Source organism: Streptomyces sp. SudanB25_2051, from assembly GCF_964272635.1.
GTDB lineage: Bacteria > Actinomycetota > Actinomycetes > Streptomycetales > Streptomycetaceae > Streptomyces.
On the sequence record NZ_OZ186787.1, the window covers coordinates 1,428,688 to 1,449,401 of the forward strand.

Genomic DNA, 20,714 nt, shown 5'->3' on the forward strand with positions numbered 1-20,714 from the left:
CCGGACGGCCCTCACACCCCGCCACCCCCTCATGACAGGATCGTGGGAGACACGTGGACACACGTACGGCGAGACGAGGGAGTGCGCCATGGCCAGCAAACCGCCCGCGGGGGACCCCGTCCAGGACGCCCCCCAGGTGTCGCCCGCCCAGCACTCGGCCGCCGGCCTGCCCGGCGTCGTCCACGGCCTGCGCGCCTCCCACACCCAGATGGGCGTGGCCCGCACCGCCCGCACCCTCCTCAAGGTCAACCAGAAGGACGGCTTCGACTGCCCCGGCTGCGCCTGGCCCGAAGGCGACAAGCGGCACCTCGCCGAATTCTGCGAGAACGGCGCCAAAGCCGTCGCCGAAGAGGCCACGCTGCGCCGCGTCACCCCCGAGTTCTTCGCCGCCCACCCGCTGTCCGACCTCGCCGGCCGCAGCGGCTACTGGCTCGGCCAGCAGGGCCGCATCACCCACCCCGTGTACCTGCCCGAGGGCGGCGACCGGTACGAGCCGATCACCTGGGACCGGGCCTTCGCGATCATCGCCGAGGAGCTCACCGCGCTCGGCTCCCCCGACGAGGCGCTGTTCTACACCTCCGGCCGCACCAGCAACGAGGCGGCGTTCCTGCTGCAGCTGTTCGCCCGCGAGTACGGCACGAACAACCTGCCCGACTGCTCCAACATGTGCCACGAGTCGTCCGGCTCCGCCCTCACCGAAACCCTCGGCGTCGGCAAGGGCAGCGTCTCCCTCGACGACCTCCACCAGGCCGACCTGATCATCGTCGCCGGACAGAACCCCGGCACCAACCACCCCCGCATGCTCAGCGCGCTGGAGAAGGCCAAGGCCGCGGGCGCCCGCATCATCTCCGTCAACCCGCTGCCCGAAGCCGGACTGGAACGGTTCAAGAACCCGCAGACCCCCAAGGGCCTGCTGAAGGGCGCCGCCCTCACCGACCTGTTCCTCCAGATCCGCATCGGCGGCGACCAGGCCCTCTTCCGCCTCCTCAACAAGCTGATCCTGGACACCGAAGGCGCCGTCGACGAGGAATTCGTACGCGCCCACACCCACGGCTTCGAGGAGTTCGCCGCCGCCGCCCGCGCCGCCGACTGGGACGAGACCCTCACCGCGACCGGCCTCACCCGCGACGCCATCGAACGCGCCCTGCGCATGATCCTCGCCTCACGCCGCACCATCGTCTGCTGGGCCATGGGCCTCACCCAGCACAAGCACTCCGTGCCCACCATCCGCGAGGTCGTCAACCTGCTCCTGCTGCGCGGCGCCATCGGCCGCCCCGGCGCCGGCGTCTGCCCCGTACGCGGCCACTCCAACGTCCAGGGCGACCGCACCATGGGCATCTTCGAACGCCCCTCCGACGCGTTCCTCGACGCCCTCGACAAGGAATTCGGGATCACCTCCCCCCGCCACCACGGCTACGACGTGGTCCGCTCCATCCAGGCCCTGCGCGACGGCACGGCGAAGGTCTTCTTCGCCATGGGCGGCAACTTCGTCGCCGCCACCCCCGACACCCACGTCACCGAAGCCGCCATGCGCCGCGCCCGCCTCACCGTCCACGTCTCCACCAAACTCAACCGCTCCCACGTCGTCACCGGCACCCGCGCGCTGATCCTCCCCACCCTCGGCCGCACCGACCGCGACATCCAGGCCTCCGGCCGCCAGTTCGTCACCGTCGAGGACTCCATGGGCCTCGTCCACGCCTCCCGCGGCAACCTGCCGCCCGCGAGCCCCCACCTGCTGTCCGAACCCGCCATCGTCGCCCGCATGGCCCGCGCCGTCCTCGGACCCGCCTCCACCACCCCGTGGGAGCGGTTCGAGAACGACTACGCCACCATCCGCGACCGCATCGCGCGCGTAGTACCCGGCTTCGAGGACTTCAACGCCCGCCTCGCCGCCAACCCCGGCGGCTTCGCCCTCCCCCACGCCCCCCGCGACGAACGGCGCTTCCCCACCGCCACCGGCAAAGCCAACTTCACCGCCGCCCCCGTCGAATACCCCAAGGTCCCCGAGGGCCGCCTCCTCCTGCAGACCCTCCGCTCCCACGACCAGTACAACACCACCGTCTACGGCCTCGACGACCGCTACCGCGGCATCAAGGGCGGCCGCCGCGTCGTCCTCGTCCACCCCGACGACGCCCGCGAACACGGACTCGCCGACGGCTCGTACGCCGACCTCGTCAGCGAATGGACCGACGGCGTCGAACGCCGCGCCCCCCGCTTCCGCGTCGTCCACTACCCCACCGCCCGCGGCTGCGCCGCCGCCTACTACCCCGAGACCAACGTCCTGGTCCCCCTCGACGCCACCGCCGACATCAGCAACACCCCCGCCAGCAAGTCCGTCATCGTCCGTCTGGAACAATCACCGGCCGACTGAGCGTTCGCTCAGCAGCAGCACCGGCGCCACCACCGGCACCAGCAGGACAGCCGTACGACGACGAACGGAGTTCCGGCCCCATGGGCGAGCAGACCCCCACCAAGTTCCCGCAAGAGGTCATCGACGAGTACGCCGCGCTCGGCGTCGACCTGCCCGCCCTCTTCTCCGCCGGCCACCTCGGCAACCGCATGGGCCTGCAAATCCTCGAAGCCTCCGCCGACCGCGTCGTCGGCACCCTCCCCGTCGAAGGCAACACCCAGCCCTACGGCCTCCTCCACGGCGGCGCCTCCGCCGTCCTCGCCGAAACCCTCGGCTCCGTCGGCGCCATGCTCCACGGCGGCTCCAAGAAGATCGCCGTCGGCGTCGACCTCAACTGCACCCACCACCGCGGCGTACGCTCCGGCCTCATCACCGGCACCGCCACCCCCGTCCACCGCGGCCGCTCCACCGCCACCTACGACATCGTCATCACCGACGAACACGACAAGCGGGTCTGCACCGCACGCCTCACCTGCATGCTCCGCGACGCCGGCCCCGCCGACGCCGCCCTCCTCCCCGCCACCTCCTGACACACGAGAGCGCCGGGCCCCCACCACGGGGACCCGGCGCCCTCACGGCCCCGCGCCTACGGATCAGGCCGCACCCTCACCGAGGTACGCCGCCCGGATCCGCCCGTCCGCCAGGAGCTCACCCGCCGGACCGGACATCGCCACGGAACCGGTCTCCAGCACATAGCCCCGGTTCGCCAGCGCCAGCGCCTGCGTGGCGTTCTGCTCCACCAGCAGCACCGTCGTGCCCTGGTCGTTGATCTCCTTGATGATCTCGAAGATCTGCTGCACGATCAGCGGCGCCAGACCCATCGACGGCTCGTCCAGCAGCAGCAGCTCCGGCCGGCCCATCAGCGCACGCCCGATCGCCAGCATCTGCTGCTCACCGCCCGACAGCGTGCCCGCCTGCTGCGAACGCCGCTCCGCGAGCCGCGGGAACAGCGTGAACACCCGGTCCAGGTCGCCGGAGTCCACGGACGAGAACTTGTAGGCCCCCATCTCCAGGTTCTCCAGCACCGTCATCGTCGCGAAGACCCGCCGGCCCTCCGGCACATGCCCGATGCCGAACCGGACCAGCTCGTGCGACTTGATGCCGTCGATCCGCTCGCCCCGCAGCAGCACCTCGCCGTGCCGCGGCTGCAGCATCCCGGACACCGTGCGCAGCGTCGTCGTCTTGCCCGCGCCGTTACCGCCCAGCAGGGCGACGATCTCACCCTTGCCGACCGTCAGGTCGATGCCCTTCAGCGCCTCGATGGCACCGTAGAACACCCGCATACCCCGCAGTTCGAGCAGCGGGGCGTCCGGGGTACCGGCGTCGCCGGAGTCCTTCCGCAGCTGTGCCGTCGTGCTCACTGGCCGCTCTCCTCGTCACTCCGCGCCGCACGGCCCGCGCCGCCCGACCCCTTGACCCCGTCCGCCCCGCCGTCGGCATCCGCGGCGCCGTCGGCGTCCGCGTCGGCACCGGCCGTACGGGACGACTCGTCCGAACCGGCGCCGGCCGAGTCGGCGCCATCCGGCCCCGGGCCGTCCGCGTCCGCGTCGTCCGTGTCCGGGCCGTCCGTGCCTGCGTCGTCCGCGTCGGCGCCGTCCGTGTCCGCGTCGTCCGCGTCCGCGTCGGCGCCGGCCTCGTCGGAGTCAGTCGAACCGTCGGCGTCCGCGGCGGCACCGGCCGCATCGCCGTCAGCCGCACCGGCCTCCGCGTCCCCGTCGACGACGTCAGCACCCGCGTCCGCCTCGGCCGAGGCGTCACCCGCGGCCGCAGCGTCCACCTCGGAGCCGTCCACCTCGGAGCCGGCCGCGCCGGACTCCTCCGTACGGGACCCCTCCTCGGCCACCGGCTCGGCGGACGCCTCCGCCGCCTCCTCGACCGCGTGGCGCACCGCCTCCGCGTCCTCCGCCGACGTACCCAGGTACGCCTCGATCACCGCCGGATGCTGCTGCACCTCACTCGGCGTACCCTCGGCGATCTTCTTGCCGAAGTTCAGCACCATCACCCGGTCCGCGACCGACATCACCAGACGCATGTCGTGCTCGATCAGCAGCACGCTCACGCCCAGCTCCGCGTTGATCCGCCGGATCAGCTGCTCCAGCTCCAGCTTCTCCGTCGGGTTCGTCCCCGCCGCCGGCTCGTCCAGCAGCAGCACCTGCGGCTCCGTCGCCAGCGCCCGGGCGATCTCCAGGCTCCGCTGATCGCCGTAGCTCAGGCTCCCGGCGATCTCGTTCAGCTTGTCCTCCAGACCCACGAACTTCAGCAGCCGGTGAGCGCGCTCGTCGCTCTCCCGCTCCGCCCGCCGCGCACTCGGAAGCCCCAGCATGATCGACACCGGGCCCGCCTTCAGCCGGGTCTCCGCCGCGATCTTCACGTTCTCCAGCGCCGTCAACGCCGAGAACAGACGGATGTTCTGGAACGTCCGCGCCACACCCGCCCGGTTCACCAGATGCGGCTTGCTGCCCAGCAGCGACCTCTCGCCCCCGCCCTTCGGCAGGAACGCGATCTTCCCCTCCTGAGGCGTGTACGCACCCGTCAGCGAGTTGAAGAACGACGTCTTCCCCGCACCGTTCGGACCGATCACCGCGAGCACCTCGCCCCGGCGCATCGACATGTTCACCTTGTCGAGAACCGTCAACCCGCCGAACCGCAGCGTCACATCCGTCACCTGGAGCACCAGGTCATCGGCAACCGCACTCGTCACTTCAGTGCTCATCAGGCCTTGCCTCCCGCCGGCTCGGACATCGCGTCCGCGTCACCGAGGCCCTCCTCCGCCATCTTCAGCTCACGCTGACGACGACGCGAAGGCCAGATGCCCTGAGGCCGGTAAATCATCATGATCACAAGCAGCGCACCCAGGTACAGATACCGGTCCGACGGATCCACATAGTCCTTCAGCGCCTCCGGCAGCCACACCAGCGCGGCAGCACCCAGCAGCACACCCGGAATCGAACCCATCCCGCCGAAGATCACATACGCCAGGATCAGAATCGACTGGAGCAGCGGGAACACCTCGGGATTGATGTAACCGTACTTACTGGTGAAGATCACCCCGGCCACACCCGACGTCGAAGCACCGATGGCGAACGCCATCAGCTTGAACCGCACCGTGTCCACACCATTCGCCGCCGCCGCGATCTCGTCCTCACGAATCGCCGTCCACGCCCGGCCCACCCGGGAGTGCTCCAGCCGCGAGAACAGCACGATCACCAGCACGATGAAGAACACCAGCAGATACCAGTACGGCAGCGGATCGATCGACCACTTGTAAGAGATACCGGCGAAATCGAACGAGAAGTCCGGAATCAACCGAGCACCCTGCGGACCACCCGTCAGACCATCCGCGTTCTTCGCCACCAGATAAATAATCTCGTGGAAGCCCAGCGTCACGATCGCCAGATAGTCACCACGCAACCGCAGCGTCGGCGCACCCAGCAGCACACCCGTAATCAGACACGTCACCACCGCGATCGGAATCACCCAGAAAGGATTCAGCTCCACCGGCGGCTCAATCGGCAGACGCCCCGTCCAGAACGCCGTCGAATACGCACCCACCGCGAAGAACGCAAAGAACCCCAGATCCAGCAGACCGGCCCAGCCGATCACCACATTCAGACCGATCGCCAGCAGCGCGAAAATCGCGATCTGATCCACCAGCACCGTCTGCCACATCCGCGGCAGCATCGACGGCACCACCAGCGCCAGCACCAACGCCAGCCCGATCAGACCCCAACGCAACCGCGCATCACCCTGCACACGGTCACGCACCGCACCACCAGGACCCGCCACAGCCGACTTCGCCAGCCCCAGCACACCCTTGATCGGCGACGCCGCGAACTCCCGCAACGCCCACACGCCCACCGTCAACGCCAGGCACACCCACAGGTTCGCCCCGAGCAACGACCCCTCGATCGAGAAGAAGATGTCCCGGGTCGTGCCCTGCTCACCCGTCACCAACGCCAGCAGCACACCCAGCGCCAGCATCGCCCACAGCCGCGTGAAACGAGGCTGCTGATACCAGGCGGTACGACGCAGCCTGCTCGCCGCGGACGCCACATCCTTCACGGAAGACTCCACCGCGCTCATGCCGCCCTCCCCACTTGCTTACCGAGGATGCCCATCGGACGGAACATCAGCACCAGAATCAGAACCACCATCGCGGAAACACTCCGCCACTCGTCACCGAGCAACGGCACCGTCATCGTCTCCACGACACCGATCAGCACACCGCCCGCCATCGCACCGCGGATATTGCCGATACCACCCACCACAGCCGCCGCGAACGCCGTGATACCCGGAATGAAGCCCATCGTGTACGACACCTGGTTCAAGTTCGCGAACAAGAACCCCGCCACACCACCGAGCACACCACCGATCACAAACGTCCGGGAAATCACCCGGTCGATGTCCACACCCATCAACGACGCCACCTCGGCGTCCTGCGCCACCGCCCGAATACCCTTGCCGAGCTTCGTCCGGTTCACCAGCAGATCCAGGCCGACCATCATCACCACAGCCGTCAAGAACTGCAGCATCTGCGTGATGTTCACACCCGCACCGAAAACGCTGAACACATCACGGTTCTCGTACATGTCCGGCAGCGTCAACGGGTCACGCCCGAACAGCTTCCCCGCCAGGTTGTACAGGAAGAACGACGCACCGATCGCCGTGATCAGGAAGATCAGACGAGGAGCACCACGCCGGCGCAACGGCCGGTACGCCACCTTCTCCAACCCGTACGCCGTCACACCACCGAACAAGGCCGAACCGGCCATCGCCATCGCGACAAAACCGATCGACGCCAACGCCGAAGGACTGTCACCCGGATCGAGAAGCTGAAGAACGATGAGACTGCCGTACGCGCCCAGCATGAAAACCTCGCTGTGCGCGAAATTGATCAGCTGGAGAACGCCGTACACCAGCGTATAACCGATGGCGATGACGGCATACAACGAGCCGAGCATCACACCTAGGACGAGATAGTCCCAGAATTCCTGAAGGGACATGGAAGAGACTTCCTTGTGGGAACCGGGCGGAACCGGGCGCTCATAGCGCTCCGACGGCCCGCGGCGGAACAAGCGGATCAAACAAGGAGGGGAACCACCCAAGGAACCCCGATACCAGGCAGGGGCCGGAAGACCAGCGCCTCCCGACCCCCGAGCACCTGGCTTTCAGCTGCGGACTCAGCCGGCCAGCTGGTTGATGTTCCCCTGGTAGGCGATCTTGCCGCCCTTCACCTGGTACAGGTACACGTCCGTACCCTTGAACTCACCGTTCTCATCGAACGAGAACGTCTTCGTCAGACCCTTGTAGCTGGCCTTCTTCAGAGCGTCCCGCAGAGACTCGCGGTCCACCTTCCCCTTGGCGGCCTTGATCTGCTCGATGATCATGTTCGTGATGTCGTACGACTCGGCCGAGTACGTACCCGGCGCCCGGTTGAACGCCTTCTGGTAGTCCGCGGCGAACTTCTTCGTCCCCGCCTCGACCGTCGCGTCCGTGCACGGGCACGTCAGGAACCAGCCCTCCGACGCGTCACCCGCCAGCTCGATGAACTTCACGTCGTTCGTACCGTCACCGGAGATGGCCGCACCCTTGTAGCCGGCCTCCTTCAGCTTCTTCGCGAACGGCGCGGCGTCCTGGTAGTAACCCGCGTAAATCAGCGCGTCGGCCTTCGAGTTGACGACATCCTTCGCCGTCGCCGAGTAGTCCGGCGTCTTCTGCGGAACCGACTTCCGCAGCACCTCGATGCCCGCGGCCTTCAGACCCTTCTCCGCGACACCCGCCAGACCCGCGCCGTAGTCCGTCTTGTCATCGAGCAGGTAGACCTTCTTCGCCTTCAGCTTCTTGGCGTAGTAGGTCGCCATGCCCGCACCCTGCATGCTGTCGTTCGGCACACCGCGCAGCAGGCTCGTGAACTGGTTCTTCGGGTCGGTCAGGGAAGGGTTCGTGGCCGACGGCGACACCGTCACCAGCCCCGCCTCCGCGTACAGCGGCGAAGCCGTGTTCGTCGCACCCGAGAACGCCGGGCCGACCACCGCGACGACACTCTCGTCGTCGATGACCTTCTGCGCGGCGGCCGTCGCCTTGTCCGGCAGGCCCTGGTCGTCCGACGCCACGTACTCGAGCTTGAAGCCCAGATCGCCCTTGGCGTTCGCCTGGTCGATCGCCAGCTTCACACCGTTCTGCTCGTTCTCCCCGAGCGCCACGTTGTCACCCGACAGCGGCCCCTGGAAAGCAATCTTGATCGTGTCACCGTCAGCACCCGAGTCGCTGCACCCGGTCAACGCAAGAGCACCGACAACCAGCGGAACCGCCAGCCTGACGATGGTTTTGTTCAGCACAACGCACTCCCTGGAGCCGCCCGAACGATCTTGTGTAGGCAGGAAGTTCGAACAACTTCCCCACATGACACCGCCAATCCGTGCGGTGTGCGGGGAATGTAATCGTCTGTTCAGCTCGTCGGATAGATGACCGAGAGATGTGTGATCGCCCTGTGACCTGGGTCATGCGCCGGAAACAGAACACTCCTTACCGCCCAGCGGACAACCCATCGACACACACATGATCTCCACACTCACACCCCACACCCCCCAAACAACCCCTAAAACCCGCCAAACCTCACGACACCCCCGCACCCCACACCCCCCAACACCCCCACACCCCAGCACCACCCCCACCACAAACCACAACCGCACCACAACCACCACAGGCCACAACCAGCCACCTCCAGCCCCGCCAGCACCCCCAGCACCCCCGGCCGCCAACGACAAAGCCCCCGACCCGACACCCGCCCCCACAACAAGAGAGCGAACACCAGGCCGAGGGCACACCCCACAACCCACACGCGACCCGCAAGTCGCACCCAGAGCCCCCCAGGGCCCCGGATCACTGACCCTTCGCGGCCTTCTTCTCCTCAGCATCCTCGATGACCGCCTCGGCCACCTGCTGCATCGACATCCGCCGATCCATCGACGTCTTCTGAATCCACCGGAACGCCGCCGGCTCGGACAAGCCGTACTGCGTCTGCAGCACACTCTTCGCCCGATCCACCAGCTTCCGCGTCTCCAGACGCTGCGCGAGATCGGCGACCTCCTTCTCCAGCGCCCGCAGCTCCGCGAACCGCGACACCGCCATCTCGATCGCCGGAACGACATCGCTCTTACTGAACGGCTTCACCAGATACGCCATCGCACCCGCGTCCCGCGCCCGCTCCACCAGCTCGCGCTGCGAGAACGCCGTCAGCATCAGCACCGGCGCGATCGACTCGCCGGCGATCTTCTCCGCGGCGGAGATCCCGTCCAGGACCGGCATCTTCACGTCCAGGATCACGAGATCGGGCCGGTGCTCGCGGGCCAGCTCGACGGCCCGGGCGCCATCGCCCGCCTCACCGACGACGGTGTACCCCTCCTCCTCGAGCATCTCCTTGAGGTCGAGGCGGATGAGGGCCTCGTCCTCGGCGATGACGACGCGGGTCGTCAGCGGCGGGACGTGCGACTGGTCGTCGTCGGCGACGGGCTGGGGCGACTCGGGCGCGGTCACGGAGGCTCCTAGTTGGCTACAGGTACAGCTCCCCCTGAGCCTACCTAGCTCCTGTAAGGTAGGAATCACAAGGGCCCCTCGTGACCTTGGTTTCGAAGGATGCCCCGGTAGCCCAGCGGTAGAGGCAATGGTCTCAAACACCATCCAGCGTGGGTTCGAATCCCACCCGGGGTACTTTTCCAAAGGTTCCATGGTCACGAATTTCCGTGGCTCTGGTCACTCGATAGCGGCAATGCCGCAGTTTTCCAGGCCGCCACCGCTTCAGGCACGCAAGCCTCATCCGTGTGTACGACATACGAACGCGCCGCCGAGCCCTTGCTCTCGTCGCCCAGGGTCGCAGTCTGAACTCGGTCAGCATCGAGACCGGCATATCGCGCGCAGCCCTGCGGTCCTGGCAGATACGAGTCACGCCCAAGGAAAGCCAAGGTGCGGCCTGCCCTCGCTGTTGCGACGAGCCCGGACCTCCGCCCGATCCAGTCGCCTACGCCTACCTTCTCGGGCTTTATCTGGGAGACGGCTGCATCAGCGAGCACCGGAGGGGCGTGGCGTATCTCCGCATCGCGTGCGCGAATGCCTGGCCAGGATTGATCAGTGCGTGCGAGGCCGCCGTCCGAGCGGTACGGCCGCGCAACAGCGTCTATCGCGTACATGCCCAGGGGTACGTATCCGTGACTGCGTCAAGCAAGCACTGGACGTGCCTCTTCCCCCAGCACGGCGCGGGGCCGAAGCATGCGCGGCGGATCATCCTGGAGGACTGGCAGCAGGACATCGTCGACGCGTATCCGTGGGAGTTCGTCCGGGGACTGATCCACTCCGACGGGTGCCGGGTCACCAACTGGACCACGCGGCTCGTCGCCGGTGAGCGGAAGCGGTACGAGTACCCCCGGTACTTCTTCACCAACAAGTCCGACGACATCCGGCGGCTGTACACCGACACGCTCGACGCCCTGGGGGTCGCGTGGACCTACACCAGGGCCGACACCGTCTCCGTCGCCCGGAAGGCGTCCGTCGGTTTGATGGACGCCCATGTCGGAGCGAAGTACTAGCGGTCAGCGGACGGCTTCGCCGATGTGGTGGACGCGGACCATGTTGGTGGTGCCGGGGACTCCGGGCGGGGAGCCGGCGGTGATGATGACGGTGTCTCCAGGGCGGCAGCGGCCGCTGCGCAGGAGGTGCTCGTCGACCTGGGCCACCATCGCGTCGGTGGAGTCGACGTGGGGGCCGAGGAAGGCTTCGACCCCCCAGGTGAGGCCGAGTCGGGAGCGGGTGGCGGGGTCGGGGGTGAAGGCGAGGAGGGGGATGGGTGAGCGGTAGCGGCTGAGGCGGCGGACGGTGTCGCCGGACTGGGTGAAGGCGACGAGGTAGGTGGCGTGGAGGAAGTCGCCGAGTTCGGCGGCGGCGCGGGCGACGGCGCCGCCTTGGGTGCGGGGTTTGTTGTGTTCGTTGAGGGGGCGGAGGCCGGCGGTGAGGAGGTCTTCCTCGGCGGCGGTGATGATGCGGCTCATGGTGCGGACGGTTTCGACGGGGTGGCGGCCGACGCTGGTTTCGCCGGAGAGCATGACGGCGTCGGTGCCGTCGATGACGGCGTTGGCGACGTCGCTGGCTTCGGCTCGGGTGGGTCGGCTGTTGTCGATCATGGAGTCGAGCATCTGGGTGGCGACGATGACGGGTTTGGCGTTGCGCTTGGCGAGTTTGATGGCGCGCTTTTGGACGATGGGGACGTGTTCGAGGGGCATTTCGACGCCGAGGTCGCCTCGGGCGATCATGATGCCGTCGAAGGCGGCGACGATGTCGTCGATGTTGTGGACGGCTTGGGGTTTTTCGATTTTGGCGAGGACGGGGATGTGGCGGTTTTCTTCGTCCATGATGCGGTGGACGTCTTTGATGTCCTGTGCGGTGCGGACGAAGGAGAGGGCGATGATGTCGGCGCCGGTGCGGAGGGCCCAGCGGAGGTCGTGTTCGTCTTTGTCGGAGAGGGCGGGGACGGTGACGGTGGTGCCGGGGAGGTTGAGGCCTTTGTGGTCGGAGACGAGGCCGCCTTCGAGGACTCGGGTGTGGACGTCGGGGCCGTCGATGGTGGTGACTTGGAGGGTGACGCGGCCGTCGTCGATGAGGATGTGTTCGCCGGGGGTGACGTCGGCGGGGAGGTTGTGGTGGGTGGTGCCGCAGTGGTGGCGGTCGCCTTGGGTGGGGCGTGTGGTGAGGGTGAAGTGGTCGCCGCGTTCGAGGAGTACGGGGCCTTCGTGGAAGGTGGCGAGTCTGATCTTCGGGCCTTGTAGGTCGGCGAGGATGCCGATGTTGCGGCCGGTTTCTTCGGCGGCTTTGCGGATGTGGGCGTAGCGTTCTTCGTGTTCGGCGTGGGTGCCGTGGCTGAGGTTGAGGCGGGCTACGTCCATTCCGGCTTCGGTGAGCGCTTTGATCTGGTCGTATGTGTGGGTGGCTGGGCCCAGGGTGCAGACGATTTTGGCTCGGCGCATGGTTTGACCCTAGGGCGTTACTGTCTGGTAGGGGGTTGGGTGTGGGTGAAGGGTCAACCTCCTTTTGGTGGCGGGTTGTTGTCAGGTGTTGAAGTGTGCGGTGGGTTGCTCTGATGAGCGGTGTGCCGGGGGGTGTGGCCGGTTGGGTGGGGGTGGTGTTTCAGAGTGTGGGTGGGTGGAGGGTGAAGCGGGCGGTGATGGTGGCGGTGATGGTTTGGCGTTGGGGTTGGAGGTCGAGGGGTGGTGGGGTGGCTTGGGTGGTTTCGGTGGTGAAGGCGAGGCGGTGGGTGGGGCCGGGGTAGGGGGTGTGGTCGGGGGTGGTGGCGTCGAGTTCGACGAGGGTGTGGAGTTGGGTGCCGAGGGCGTGGGCGTAGTCGCGGGCGCGTTGGATGGCGTTGGTGAGGGCTTGTTGGCGGGCTTGGGTGTGGGTGGGTGAGGTGGGGTGGAGGGTCCACCAGGGGCCGTCGATGGTGGTGAGGGGGATGTCGGTGAGGTGGGTGATGAGTTCGTTGAGGGTGGTGAAGTCGTTGAGGGTGGCGGTGAGGTGGGTGGTGGCGTGGTGGGTGTGGATGTGTTCGTCGCGGCCGTGGCGGGTGAGTTGGGGGGTGAGGGTGAGGTTGGTGGTGTGGAGGTTGTGGAGGGCGGGTCCGTAGTTGCGGATGAGGTTGATGGCGGTGTTGTTGCGTTGGGTGAGGTCGTTGAGGGTGGTGTGGGGGTCGGTGCCGCGGGCGGTGAGGGTGATGCCGATGTGGGCGAGGTCGGGGTCGGTTTCGATGTGGGCTTCGCCGCGGACGGTGAGGTGGGGGTGGGGTTGGGGTTGTGGGGTTTGGGGGGTGTTCATGGGGTGTCTTTGGCACGTGGTCATCGGATTGAAACCTGGTGGGGCTGTTCGGGCTGGGTGGGGGTGGTCCAGAATCTACGCGCGTCGTGTCTACGCGCGTTGTGCACTGGAGCGTTAAGGGGAGTTCGTATGGCGCTGAACCGTAGGTCGTTTCTGGGGCGGTCTGCTGTGGTGGGGGCTGGTGTGGCGGTGACGGGTGCGGGGTCGGTGTCCGCGGCTGGGGCGGTGGTTCCGGCGGGGGCGGCGGTGAAGGGGTCGTCGAAGCGGTACTCGTTCACGGTGATGGGGACGACGGATCTGCATGGTCATGTTTTCAACTGGGATTACTTCACGGACCGGGAGTTCGACGACAAGGCGCACAACGATGTGGGTCTGGCGAAGATTTCGACGTTGGTGAATCGGGTGCGGGCGGAGAGGGGGCGTGGGAATACGCTGCTGATCGACGCGGGTGACACGATTCAGGGGACGCAGCTGTCGTATTACTACGCGAAGGTGGATCCGATCACCGCGGAGAGCGGTCCGGTGCATCCGGTGGCGCAGGCGATGAACGCGATCGGGTATGACGCGGCCGCGTTGGGGAACCACGAGTTCAATTACGGTATTCCGTTGCTGCGGAAGTTCGAGGAGCAGTGTGCGTTCCCGTTGCTGGGGGCGAATGCGTTGGATGCGAAGACGTTGCGGCCGGCGTTTCCTCCGTACAGCGTGCATCGGTTGCGGACGCCGTGTGGGCGGGATGTCCGGGTGGCGGTGCTGGGGTTGACGAATCCGGGGATCGCGATCTGGGACAAGGCGCATGTGGCCGGGAAGATGGTGTTTCCGGGGTTGGAGGAGCAGGCGGCGTACTGGGTGCCGCGGCTTCGGTCGATGGGTGCGGATGTGGTGGTGGTGTCGGCGCATTCGGGGTCGAGTGGTACGTCGTCGTATGGGGATCAGTTGCCGTATGTGGAGAATGCGGCGGCGTTGGTGGCGGAGCAGGTGCCGGGGATCGACGCGATTCTGGTGGGGCATGCGCACACGGAGATCGCGGAGTACCGGGTGGTGAACAAGGCGACCGGTAAGGAGGTCGTTTTGTCGGAGCCGTTGAAGTGGGGGCAGCGGTTGACGTTGTTCGACTTCGAGCTGGTGTGGTCGCGGGGTCGCTGGGGGGTGGAGCGGGTTTCCGCTCGGGTGTTGAACTCGAACACCGTGGAGGAGGACCCGGCGATTGTCTCGTTGCTGGCGGATGAGCACCAGAAGGTGGTGGCGTACGTCAATCAGGTGATCGGTTCTTCTCCGGTGGAGATGTCGACGGCGCGGGCGCCTTGGCGGGATGAGCCGATCATCGATCTGATCAGTCATGTGCAGGCGGAGACGGTGCGGGCGGCGTTGGCGGGGACGGCGTGGGCGGGGTTGCCGGTGTTGTCGCAGGCGTCGTGTTTCTCGCGGTCGGCGGCGATTCCGGCGGGTGAGATCACGATCCGGGACGCGGCGGGGCTGTATCCGTTCGAGAACACGCTGGAGGCGCGTGTGCTGACGGGTGCGCAGTTGAAGGATTATCTGGAGTATTCGGCGAAGTATTACGCGCGGGTGGCTCCGGGTGAGCCGGTGGATCCGGCGCGGCTGACGAATGCGGAGGGGACTCCGGATTACAACTATGACGCGGTGTACGGGCTGTCGTACGAGATCGATATCGCGCAGCCGGTGGGGTCGCGGATTGTGAACCTGTCGTTCGAGGGTGTGCCGGTGGATCCGGCGCGGGAGTTCGTGCTGGCGGTGAACAACTACCGGGCGAGTGGTGGTGGGGCGTTTCCGCATGTGGCGGGGGCGAAGCAGGTGTGGGCGAATTCGGATGAGATCCGCAATACGATCATTCAGTGGGTGCGGGCGAAGGGTGTGCTGGACCCGGCGGAGTTCGCTTCGGTGGGGTGGCGGCTGACGCGTGCGGGGGTGCCGGTGTTCTAGTGGGGGGTGGATGTGGTGCGCCCCCGGTGGTTGGTGTTCCGCCGGGGGCGCTTTGTGTGGGTGGGGGGGGTCAGCTTTCGCGGACGCGGAGGGCGCGGCGGAGGTCGTCGAGGCGGTCGGTGAGCTGGCGGTGGAGGGCCGGGGTGAGGTCGGCGGTGGCGAGGTGTTCGTCGCCGAGGCGGAGGTTTTCGTGGGTGATGGTGTAGCTGGGGAAGGCGTGGCGGCCGGCGGCGGTGGCGATGGCGGGGCCGCGGCGGGCGGCGAGTGCGGTGGCTTCGGGGTAGTAGCGGGGGATGTAGGGGGTGAGGAGGTCGGTCTGTTCGGGTTGCCAGAAGCCTTCGGCGGTGGCGTTGAAGAGGTAGTTGGAGAGGGTGTCGTCGTGGAACATGCGGTCCCAGGCGGTGGCTTTGGCTTCGGGGGTGGGGAGGGCGGCGCGGCAGCGGGCGGCGCCTTCCTGGCCGGTGGCGCTGGGGTCGCGGTCGAGTTCGGCGGCGATGGTGGCTTCGTCGGTGGCGCCGAGGACGGCGAGGCGCTTGAGGATGCGCCAGCGGAGTTCGGGGTCGAGGTCGGGGCCGCCGGGGACGGCGCCGTCGGTGAGCCAGGCGTGGAGGGTGCCGGTGTGGTCGGTGGTGTCGATGTAGTGGCGTACGGCGGTGAGGCGGAGGCCGGGGTTTTCGCCGTCTTCGGTGCGGCGGATGAGGTCGCGGGTGAGGTGGGTGAGGGTGGTGCGGGCGGTGGTGCGCTGGTCGGTGGGGAGGTAGCGGTCGGCGATCTGGTGGATGGCGAAGCCGAGGACGCTGTCGACGAGGGTGACGTCGGTTTCTTCGGGGAGGTGGGCGTCGGCGGTGGTGAGGTAGTCGTTGGGGTCGAGGTCGCCGTCGCGGACCATGTCGCGCAGGGTGTTCCACAGGACGGCGCGGGTGAGGGGGTCGGGGACGCCGGAGATGCCGCGCAGGGTGGTTTCGAGGGAGGTGTCGTCGAGGCGGATCTTGGCGTAGGTGAGGTCGTGTTCGTTGGGGAGGATGAGGGCGGGGCGGGTGCCGGGGCGGGTTTCGGGGGTGGTTTGGGGGATGTCGGTTTCGTAGCGTTCGCGTAGGACGAGGGTGCGGCGGTCGACCAGGTCGTGGTCGTAGACGCCGATGGTGGCGCGGTGGGGGCGGGTGCCGTCGTGGTGGAGGGTGAGGGTCCAGCGGCCGGGTTGGGTGGTGACGTCGGCGGTGAGGGTGTCGATGCCGGTGGTGCGGAGCCAGGCGTCGGCCCAGGCGTGGACGTCGCGGTCGGTGGCGCCGGCAAGGTTGTCGATGAAGTCGGCGAGGGTGGCGTTGCCGAATTTGTGGCGGGCGAAGTGGTTGTTGATGCCGGCGAGGAATTCTTTTTCGCCCATCCAGGCGACGAGTTGGCGGAGGGCGGAGGCGCCCTTGGCGTAGGAGATGCCGTCGAAGTTGAGGAGGGCGGAGGCGGTGTCGGGGACGGCGTCGGGGTCGGGGGCGACGGCGTGGGTGGAGGGGCGCTGGTCGGCGTCGTAGCCCCAGGATTTGCGGGCGATGCCGTAGTTGATCCAGGTGTCGGGGTAGCGGGTGGTGGCTTCGTTGACGGTCTGGTAGCCCATGTATTCGGCGAAGGACTCGTTGAGCCAGATGTCGTCCCACCAGGTGAGGGTGACGAGGTCGCCGAACCACATGTGGGCCATTTCGTGGGCGATGACCATGGCGCGGGTCTGGCGTTCGGCGATGGTGACGGCGGAGCGGAAGACGAATTCGTCGCGGAAGGTGACGAGGCCGGGGTTCTCCATGGCGCCGGCGTTGAATTCGGGGACGAACGCCTGGTCGTAGGAGTCGAAGGGGTAGGGCTCGGTGAACTTCTCGTGGTAGCGGTCGAAGCAGCGGCGGGTGACGTCGAGGATTTCGTTGGCGTCGGCGTCGAGGTGGGGGGCGAGGCTGCGGCGGCAGTGGATGGCGAAGGGCAGTCCGGCGTGTTCGGTGCGGATGCTGTGCCAGGGGCCGGCGGCTACGGCGACGAGGTAGGTGGAGATGCGGGGGGTGGTGGCGGCTTTCCAGCGGCCGTCGCTTTGGCGGGTGGTGATGCCGTTGGCGAGGACGGTCCAGTGGTCGGGGGCGGTGACGGTGACGTCGAAGGCGGCTTTGAGGTCGGGTTGGTCGAAGGCGGGGAAGACGCGTTGGACGTCGTCGAGGAAGAGTTGGGTGTAGGTGTAGGTCTCGCCGTCGGTGGGGTCGGTGAAGCGGTGCATGCCTTCGCCGGTGCGGGAGTAGCGCATGGCGGTGTCGACGCGGAGTTCGTGGCGTCCTGGGGTGAGGCCGGTGAGGGGGAGCCGGTTGTCGTCCAGGGTGGTGGGGTCGAGGGGCTGCCCGTCCAGGGTGGCGCCGCGCAGGGTGGCGGGTTTCAGTTCGACGAAGGTGTCACCGGCGGCGAGGGCGGTGAACTCGATGAGGGTGGTCGAGTCGAAGGTGTCGTCGCCGGTGGTGAGGTCGAGGTCGATGGTGTAGCGGTGGACGTCCAGGAGCCTGGCTCGGGTCTGCGCCTCTTCGCGCGTCAGTACGGGCATGGGGTCATGCTGCCTGATGGCGGCGCTGTGGGGGAGCGGGTTCTGCTGTAAGCGTCAGTTGGGGGGCGCGTCAGGCGCGGGGTGCGCCGGGGGTGGTGTCGGGGGTGGGGTGGGTGGTGTCGGTGGGGGTGGTTTCGGGGGTCTTGTGGTGGGTGTCGGGGGTGGGGTTGGCGGGGGTGGGGGTGTCGGGTTCGACGGCGATGCGCTCGTGGTGGCGGATTACTTCGGCGATGATGAAATTGAGCAGTTTCTCCGCGAATGCCGGGTCGAGGCGGGCGGTCTCGGCGAGCTGGCGGAGGCGGGCGATCTGGCGGGCTTCGCGTGCGGGGTCGGCGGGCGGCAGGTGGTGCCGGGCTTTGAGGAGGCCGACCTGCTGGGTGCACTTGAACCGCTCGGCCAGCATGTGGACGACGGCGGCGTCGATGTTGTCGATGCTTTCGCGCAGGCGCGTCAGCTCGGCGAGGACGGAGTGGTCGATGCCGGCGGGGTCGTGGCCGTGCTCCGGGCCGTGCGCGTCGTGGGTGTCGCTGCTCATGTCCGCGAGCTTAGACGGGGTGCGGGGGGTGGGACGGCTGTGTTCGGGATGCGGTCACGGGGATGGGCGGGTGGGGGCCTTCGGGCAGGTGTGGTGGGGTTTCTCGTGGGTGTGGTGGGGCGGGGGCTTGCTCGTGGGTGGGGGGTCTTCCCGTGGTGCGGGTGGGGTGGCGGTTTCTCGTGGTGCGGGGGTCTTCTCGTGGGTGCGGGTGGGGGATTTCTCGTGGGTGCGGGTGGGGTGGGGATGTGCGGAGGCAGGCCCGCCGGGTGGGGGCCTGCCTCGGGTGGTGGCTGGGGGCGTGCGCGTCAGGGGTGCCGCGGGGCGGCCGCGTACGCGTCGGGGCTCAGAGGGTCGCGGCCGCCGACTTGATGGCGGAGGCGAAGGTGGAGACCTCGGTGTAGACGCCCGGGTAGTTGGGGCGGGCGCAGCCGTAGCCCCAGCTCACGATGCCGACCTGGATCCAGGCGCCGTTGGCGTCGCGGCGGAACATGGGGCCGCCGGAGTCGCCCTGGCAGGTGTCGACGCCGCCGCTGGTGTAGCCGGCGCAGAGCTCCTCGGAGGGGATGAGTTCGCTGTACGACTGCTTGCAGGTGGCGTCGGAGACGAACGGGACCTGGGCCTTGAGGAGGTAGCGCTGCTGGCTGCCGCCCTCGCGGTTGGCGCCCCAGCCGGCGATGGTGAAGGTGCCGCTGTTGTAGGCGGTGGTGGTGGCGATGTTGAGGGTGGGGAGGTTGATCGGCTGGGCGAGCTTGATCAGGGCCCAGTCCTTGCCGGAGCCGTTGTAGCCGGGGGCCTGGAGGACCTTGGTGGAGCGGACCTTGATCGCGGAGGTGCTCTGGAGGTCGACGACGCCGGCGGTGGCGGTGATGCTGGTGTTGTTGCCGGAGCCGCTGACGCAGTGGGCGGCGGTGAGGACGATCTGCTGGGTGAGCAGGGAGCCGCCGCAGCCCATGGAGAGCCGGACCATCCAGGGGAATTCCCCCTGGGCCGCGCGGGTACCGCCGACGACGGGCGCGGGGGCGGCGGAGGCGGAGGTGGGCTGGAGGCTGACGGCGGCGAGCACGACGGCGCCGGCTGCGGCGAATCTCTTGAGGGCACGTACCAGTGTCTTCTTCAACTGCCTGCCTTCCGTGGGGGGTTGAGGCTTTGAGGGTGGGTGGGTCCACGCCTGGGTGACATGTGCCCGTCAAAGCTTGGAGGGGATTATCCGGAGGTCCGCACGCGGCTCACAAGCCTGTCTTTTCGGCCACGCCCGCCGGGGCGGCCGTACTGTGGAAGGGGGCTCGGCGTCGTACTTGGGGGTACGGGACGTGACGGACGGCAGCGCGGGCGGGACGGACGGGCCGGGCGGCGGCGTGCGGCGGCCGGGCGGCGGGACGGGCCGCGGCGCGGGGCGGCCGGCCGGCGGTACGGCGGGGCCTGATGGCGGGGCGGGGCGGCCGGGTGGGGACGTCGTGCACGGCTTCCCGCACCTGGGCACGGTCCGGGCGGCGATCACGGCGCTCTACCGGCGGGTCTCCCCCGAGGGCCTGTACGCGTACGCCGGCAGTGTCGCCCCCGCCGACGTGGCCTTCGCCGACACGGACGATCTGCACCTGGGCGCCCACCGGGTGGCCACGGCCCTCGTGCGGCAGCTGCGGCTGCCGGAGGCGCGGATGATCGTGAGCTTCCGGTCCATGGAGCACGCGGCGAGCGTGGAACTGGCGGCCGGGCCGGAGTACTTCATCGAGCTGAACGACCGGTTCCGTACGCACCGCCGGGACATCGGCGCCGCCCTCGCGCACGAGATCACCCATGTGCTGCTGCACCGCCTGGGGCTCGCCTTCCCCGGCACGCGGGACAACGAGATCCTCACGGACACCGCGACGACGTATCTGGGCGCCGGGTGGCTGCTGCTCGACGCCTACCGGGAGGACGCCGTGTCCAGCCAGAAGCTCGGCTACCTCACACCGGAGGAGTTCGGGTACGTGCTGGCCAAGCGGGCGCGGGTGTTCGGCGAGGACCCGTCGCCGTGGTTCACCAGCCCGCAGGCGTACCGGGCGTACGAGCGGGGCCTGCAGGAGGCGGAGCGCGACGAGCGGCGGCCCCCGCTGGTGGCGGCGGGCTGGGCGGGGCGGCACCGGTACGCGAAGGAGCGGCGGCGGTACGCGGAGGGTGACCCGTCGGCGGCGGCGCCGGCGGGGGCGGGGTACGCGTTCGAGGGCGGGGGCGCCGGTGGGGGCGGGTTGCGGGTGTCGTTCCCGTGTCCGACGTGCCGGCAGCGGGTGCGGGTCCCGGTGCGGGGGCGGGTGCGGGCGCGGTGCGGGCTGTGCCGGACGGTGCTGGAGTGCGACACGTGACGCGGCACGTGAGGCGACACGTGACACGGCACGTGAGGCGACACGTGACGCGGCACGTGAGAGGACACGTGA

16 protein-coding genes and 1 tRNA gene are annotated in these 20,714 nt (G+C 68.3%); 6 read left to right on the top strand and 11 right to left on the bottom strand.

Annotated features, from left to right (window positions below; genetic code table 11):
- Window positions 1-88: 88 nt before the first annotated feature.
- Window positions 89-2,371: an FdhF/YdeP family oxidoreductase gene (locus tag ACSUPT_RS06325; protein WP_436943649.1), complete on the top strand. Its 2,283-nt coding sequence runs from the start codon at window positions 89-91 to the stop codon at window positions 2,369-2,371.
- Window positions 2,372-2,451: 80 nt separating this feature from the next.
- Complete coding sequence (locus ACSUPT_RS06330) at window positions 2,452-2,940, top strand: PaaI family thioesterase (protein ID WP_351967435.1); 489 nt, start codon at window positions 2,452-2,454, stop codon at window positions 2,938-2,940.
- A gap of 63 nt (window positions 2,941-3,003) precedes the next feature.
- Here ACSUPT_RS06330 and ACSUPT_RS06335 read toward each other — a convergent pair whose 3' ends face one another.
- From ACSUPT_RS06335 to ACSUPT_RS06360, 6 genes are all read right to left on the bottom strand, one after another.
- Window positions 3,004-3,693, bottom strand: coding sequence for an ABC transporter ATP-binding protein (locus ACSUPT_RS06335; protein WP_351967464.1), 690 nt, complete (start codon window positions 3,691-3,693; stop codon window positions 3,004-3,006).
- A 74-nt stretch (window positions 3,694-3,767) separates the two neighbouring features.
- Window positions 3,768-5,123: an ABC transporter ATP-binding protein gene (locus ACSUPT_RS06340; protein WP_436943650.1), complete on the bottom strand. Its 1,356-nt coding sequence runs from the start codon at window positions 5,121-5,123 to the stop codon at window positions 3,768-3,770.
- A complete protein-coding gene (locus tag ACSUPT_RS06345; protein WP_351967433.1) occupies window positions 5,123-6,493 on the bottom strand; it encodes a branched-chain amino acid ABC transporter permease in 1,371 nt (456 codons plus the stop codon). The genes ACSUPT_RS06340 and ACSUPT_RS06345 overlap by 1 nt, the downstream gene beginning before the upstream one ends.
- Window positions 6,490-7,413: a branched-chain amino acid ABC transporter permease gene (locus tag ACSUPT_RS06350; protein ID WP_351967432.1), complete on the bottom strand. Its 924-nt coding sequence runs from the start codon at window positions 7,411-7,413 to the stop codon at window positions 6,490-6,492. The genes ACSUPT_RS06345 and ACSUPT_RS06350 overlap by 4 nt, the downstream gene beginning before the upstream one ends.
- Before the next feature lie 177 nt (window positions 7,414-7,590).
- Window positions 7,591-8,748 carry a branched-chain amino acid ABC transporter substrate-binding protein gene (locus ACSUPT_RS06355; RefSeq protein ID WP_351967431.1) on the bottom strand — a complete coding sequence of 386 codons (1,158 nt, stop codon included), beginning with the start codon at window positions 8,746-8,748 and terminating at the stop codon, window positions 7,591-7,593.
- A 544-nt stretch (window positions 8,749-9,292) separates the two neighbouring features.
- Window positions 9,293-9,946, bottom strand: a complete 654-nt coding sequence (locus ACSUPT_RS06360; protein ID WP_351967430.1) for an ANTAR domain-containing response regulator — start codon at window positions 9,944-9,946, stop codon at window positions 9,293-9,295.
- Window positions 9,947-10,047: 101 nt separating this feature from the next.
- On the opposite strand from ACSUPT_RS06360, the gene ACSUPT_RS06365 reads away from it, so the two are divergent.
- Together ACSUPT_RS06365 and ACSUPT_RS06370 are read left to right on the top strand one after the other, a co-directional pair.
- Window positions 10,048-10,120 (top strand) — tRNA-Leu (locus ACSUPT_RS06365).
- A gap of 110 nt (window positions 10,121-10,230) precedes the next feature.
- Window positions 10,231-10,992, top strand: coding sequence for a transcriptional regulator (locus ACSUPT_RS06370; protein ID WP_351967429.1), 762 nt, complete (start codon window positions 10,231-10,233; stop codon window positions 10,990-10,992).
- Between the two features lie 3 nt (window positions 10,993-10,995).
- On the opposite strand, the gene pyk is transcribed toward ACSUPT_RS06370, so the two are convergent.
- Together pyk and ACSUPT_RS06380 are read right to left on the bottom strand one after the other, a co-directional pair.
- Complete coding sequence (pyk, locus tag ACSUPT_RS06375; RefSeq protein WP_436943651.1) at window positions 10,996-12,423, bottom strand: pyruvate kinase; 1,428 nt, start codon at window positions 12,421-12,423, stop codon at window positions 10,996-10,998.
- A gap of 160 nt (window positions 12,424-12,583) precedes the next feature.
- Window positions 12,584-13,264, bottom strand: coding sequence for an SIMPL domain-containing protein (locus tag ACSUPT_RS06380; RefSeq protein WP_351967427.1), 681 nt, complete (start codon window positions 13,262-13,264; stop codon window positions 12,584-12,586).
- A gap of 129 nt (window positions 13,265-13,393) precedes the next feature.
- Between ACSUPT_RS06380 and ACSUPT_RS06385 the strand changes: the two genes are divergently transcribed.
- Complete coding sequence (locus ACSUPT_RS06385; RefSeq protein ID WP_436943653.1) at window positions 13,394-15,205, top strand: bifunctional metallophosphatase/5'-nucleotidase; 1,812 nt, start codon at window positions 13,394-13,396, stop codon at window positions 15,203-15,205.
- A gap of 70 nt (window positions 15,206-15,275) precedes the next feature.
- Here ACSUPT_RS06385 and pepN read toward each other — a convergent pair whose 3' ends face one another.
- From pepN to ACSUPT_RS06400, 3 genes are all read right to left on the bottom strand, one after another.
- Window positions 15,276-17,768 (bottom strand): aminopeptidase N, encoded by a 2,493-nt coding sequence (pepN, locus tag ACSUPT_RS06390; protein ID WP_436943655.1) that lies wholly within the window; start codon window positions 17,766-17,768, stop codon window positions 15,276-15,278.
- 70 nt (window positions 17,769-17,838) lie between these two features.
- On the bottom strand, window positions 17,839-18,303 hold the full coding sequence (locus tag ACSUPT_RS06395) for a chorismate mutase (RefSeq protein WP_351967424.1): 465 nt from the start codon (window positions 18,301-18,303) through the stop codon (window positions 17,839-17,841).
- 343 nt (window positions 18,304-18,646) lie between these two features.
- The gene (locus ACSUPT_RS06400; protein ID WP_351967423.1) at window positions 18,647-19,420 is read right to left on the bottom strand and encodes a S1 family peptidase; all 774 of its coding nucleotides are present in this window, start codon (window positions 19,418-19,420) and stop codon (window positions 18,647-18,649) included.
- A gap of 337 nt (window positions 19,421-19,757) precedes the next feature.
- On the opposite strand from ACSUPT_RS06400, the gene ACSUPT_RS06405 reads away from it, so the two are divergent.
- On the top strand, window positions 19,758-20,642 hold the full coding sequence (locus ACSUPT_RS06405) for a hypothetical protein (protein WP_351967463.1): 885 nt from the start codon (window positions 19,758-19,760) through the stop codon (window positions 20,640-20,642).
- The last annotated feature ends 72 nt before the right edge of the window (window positions 20,643-20,714 follow it).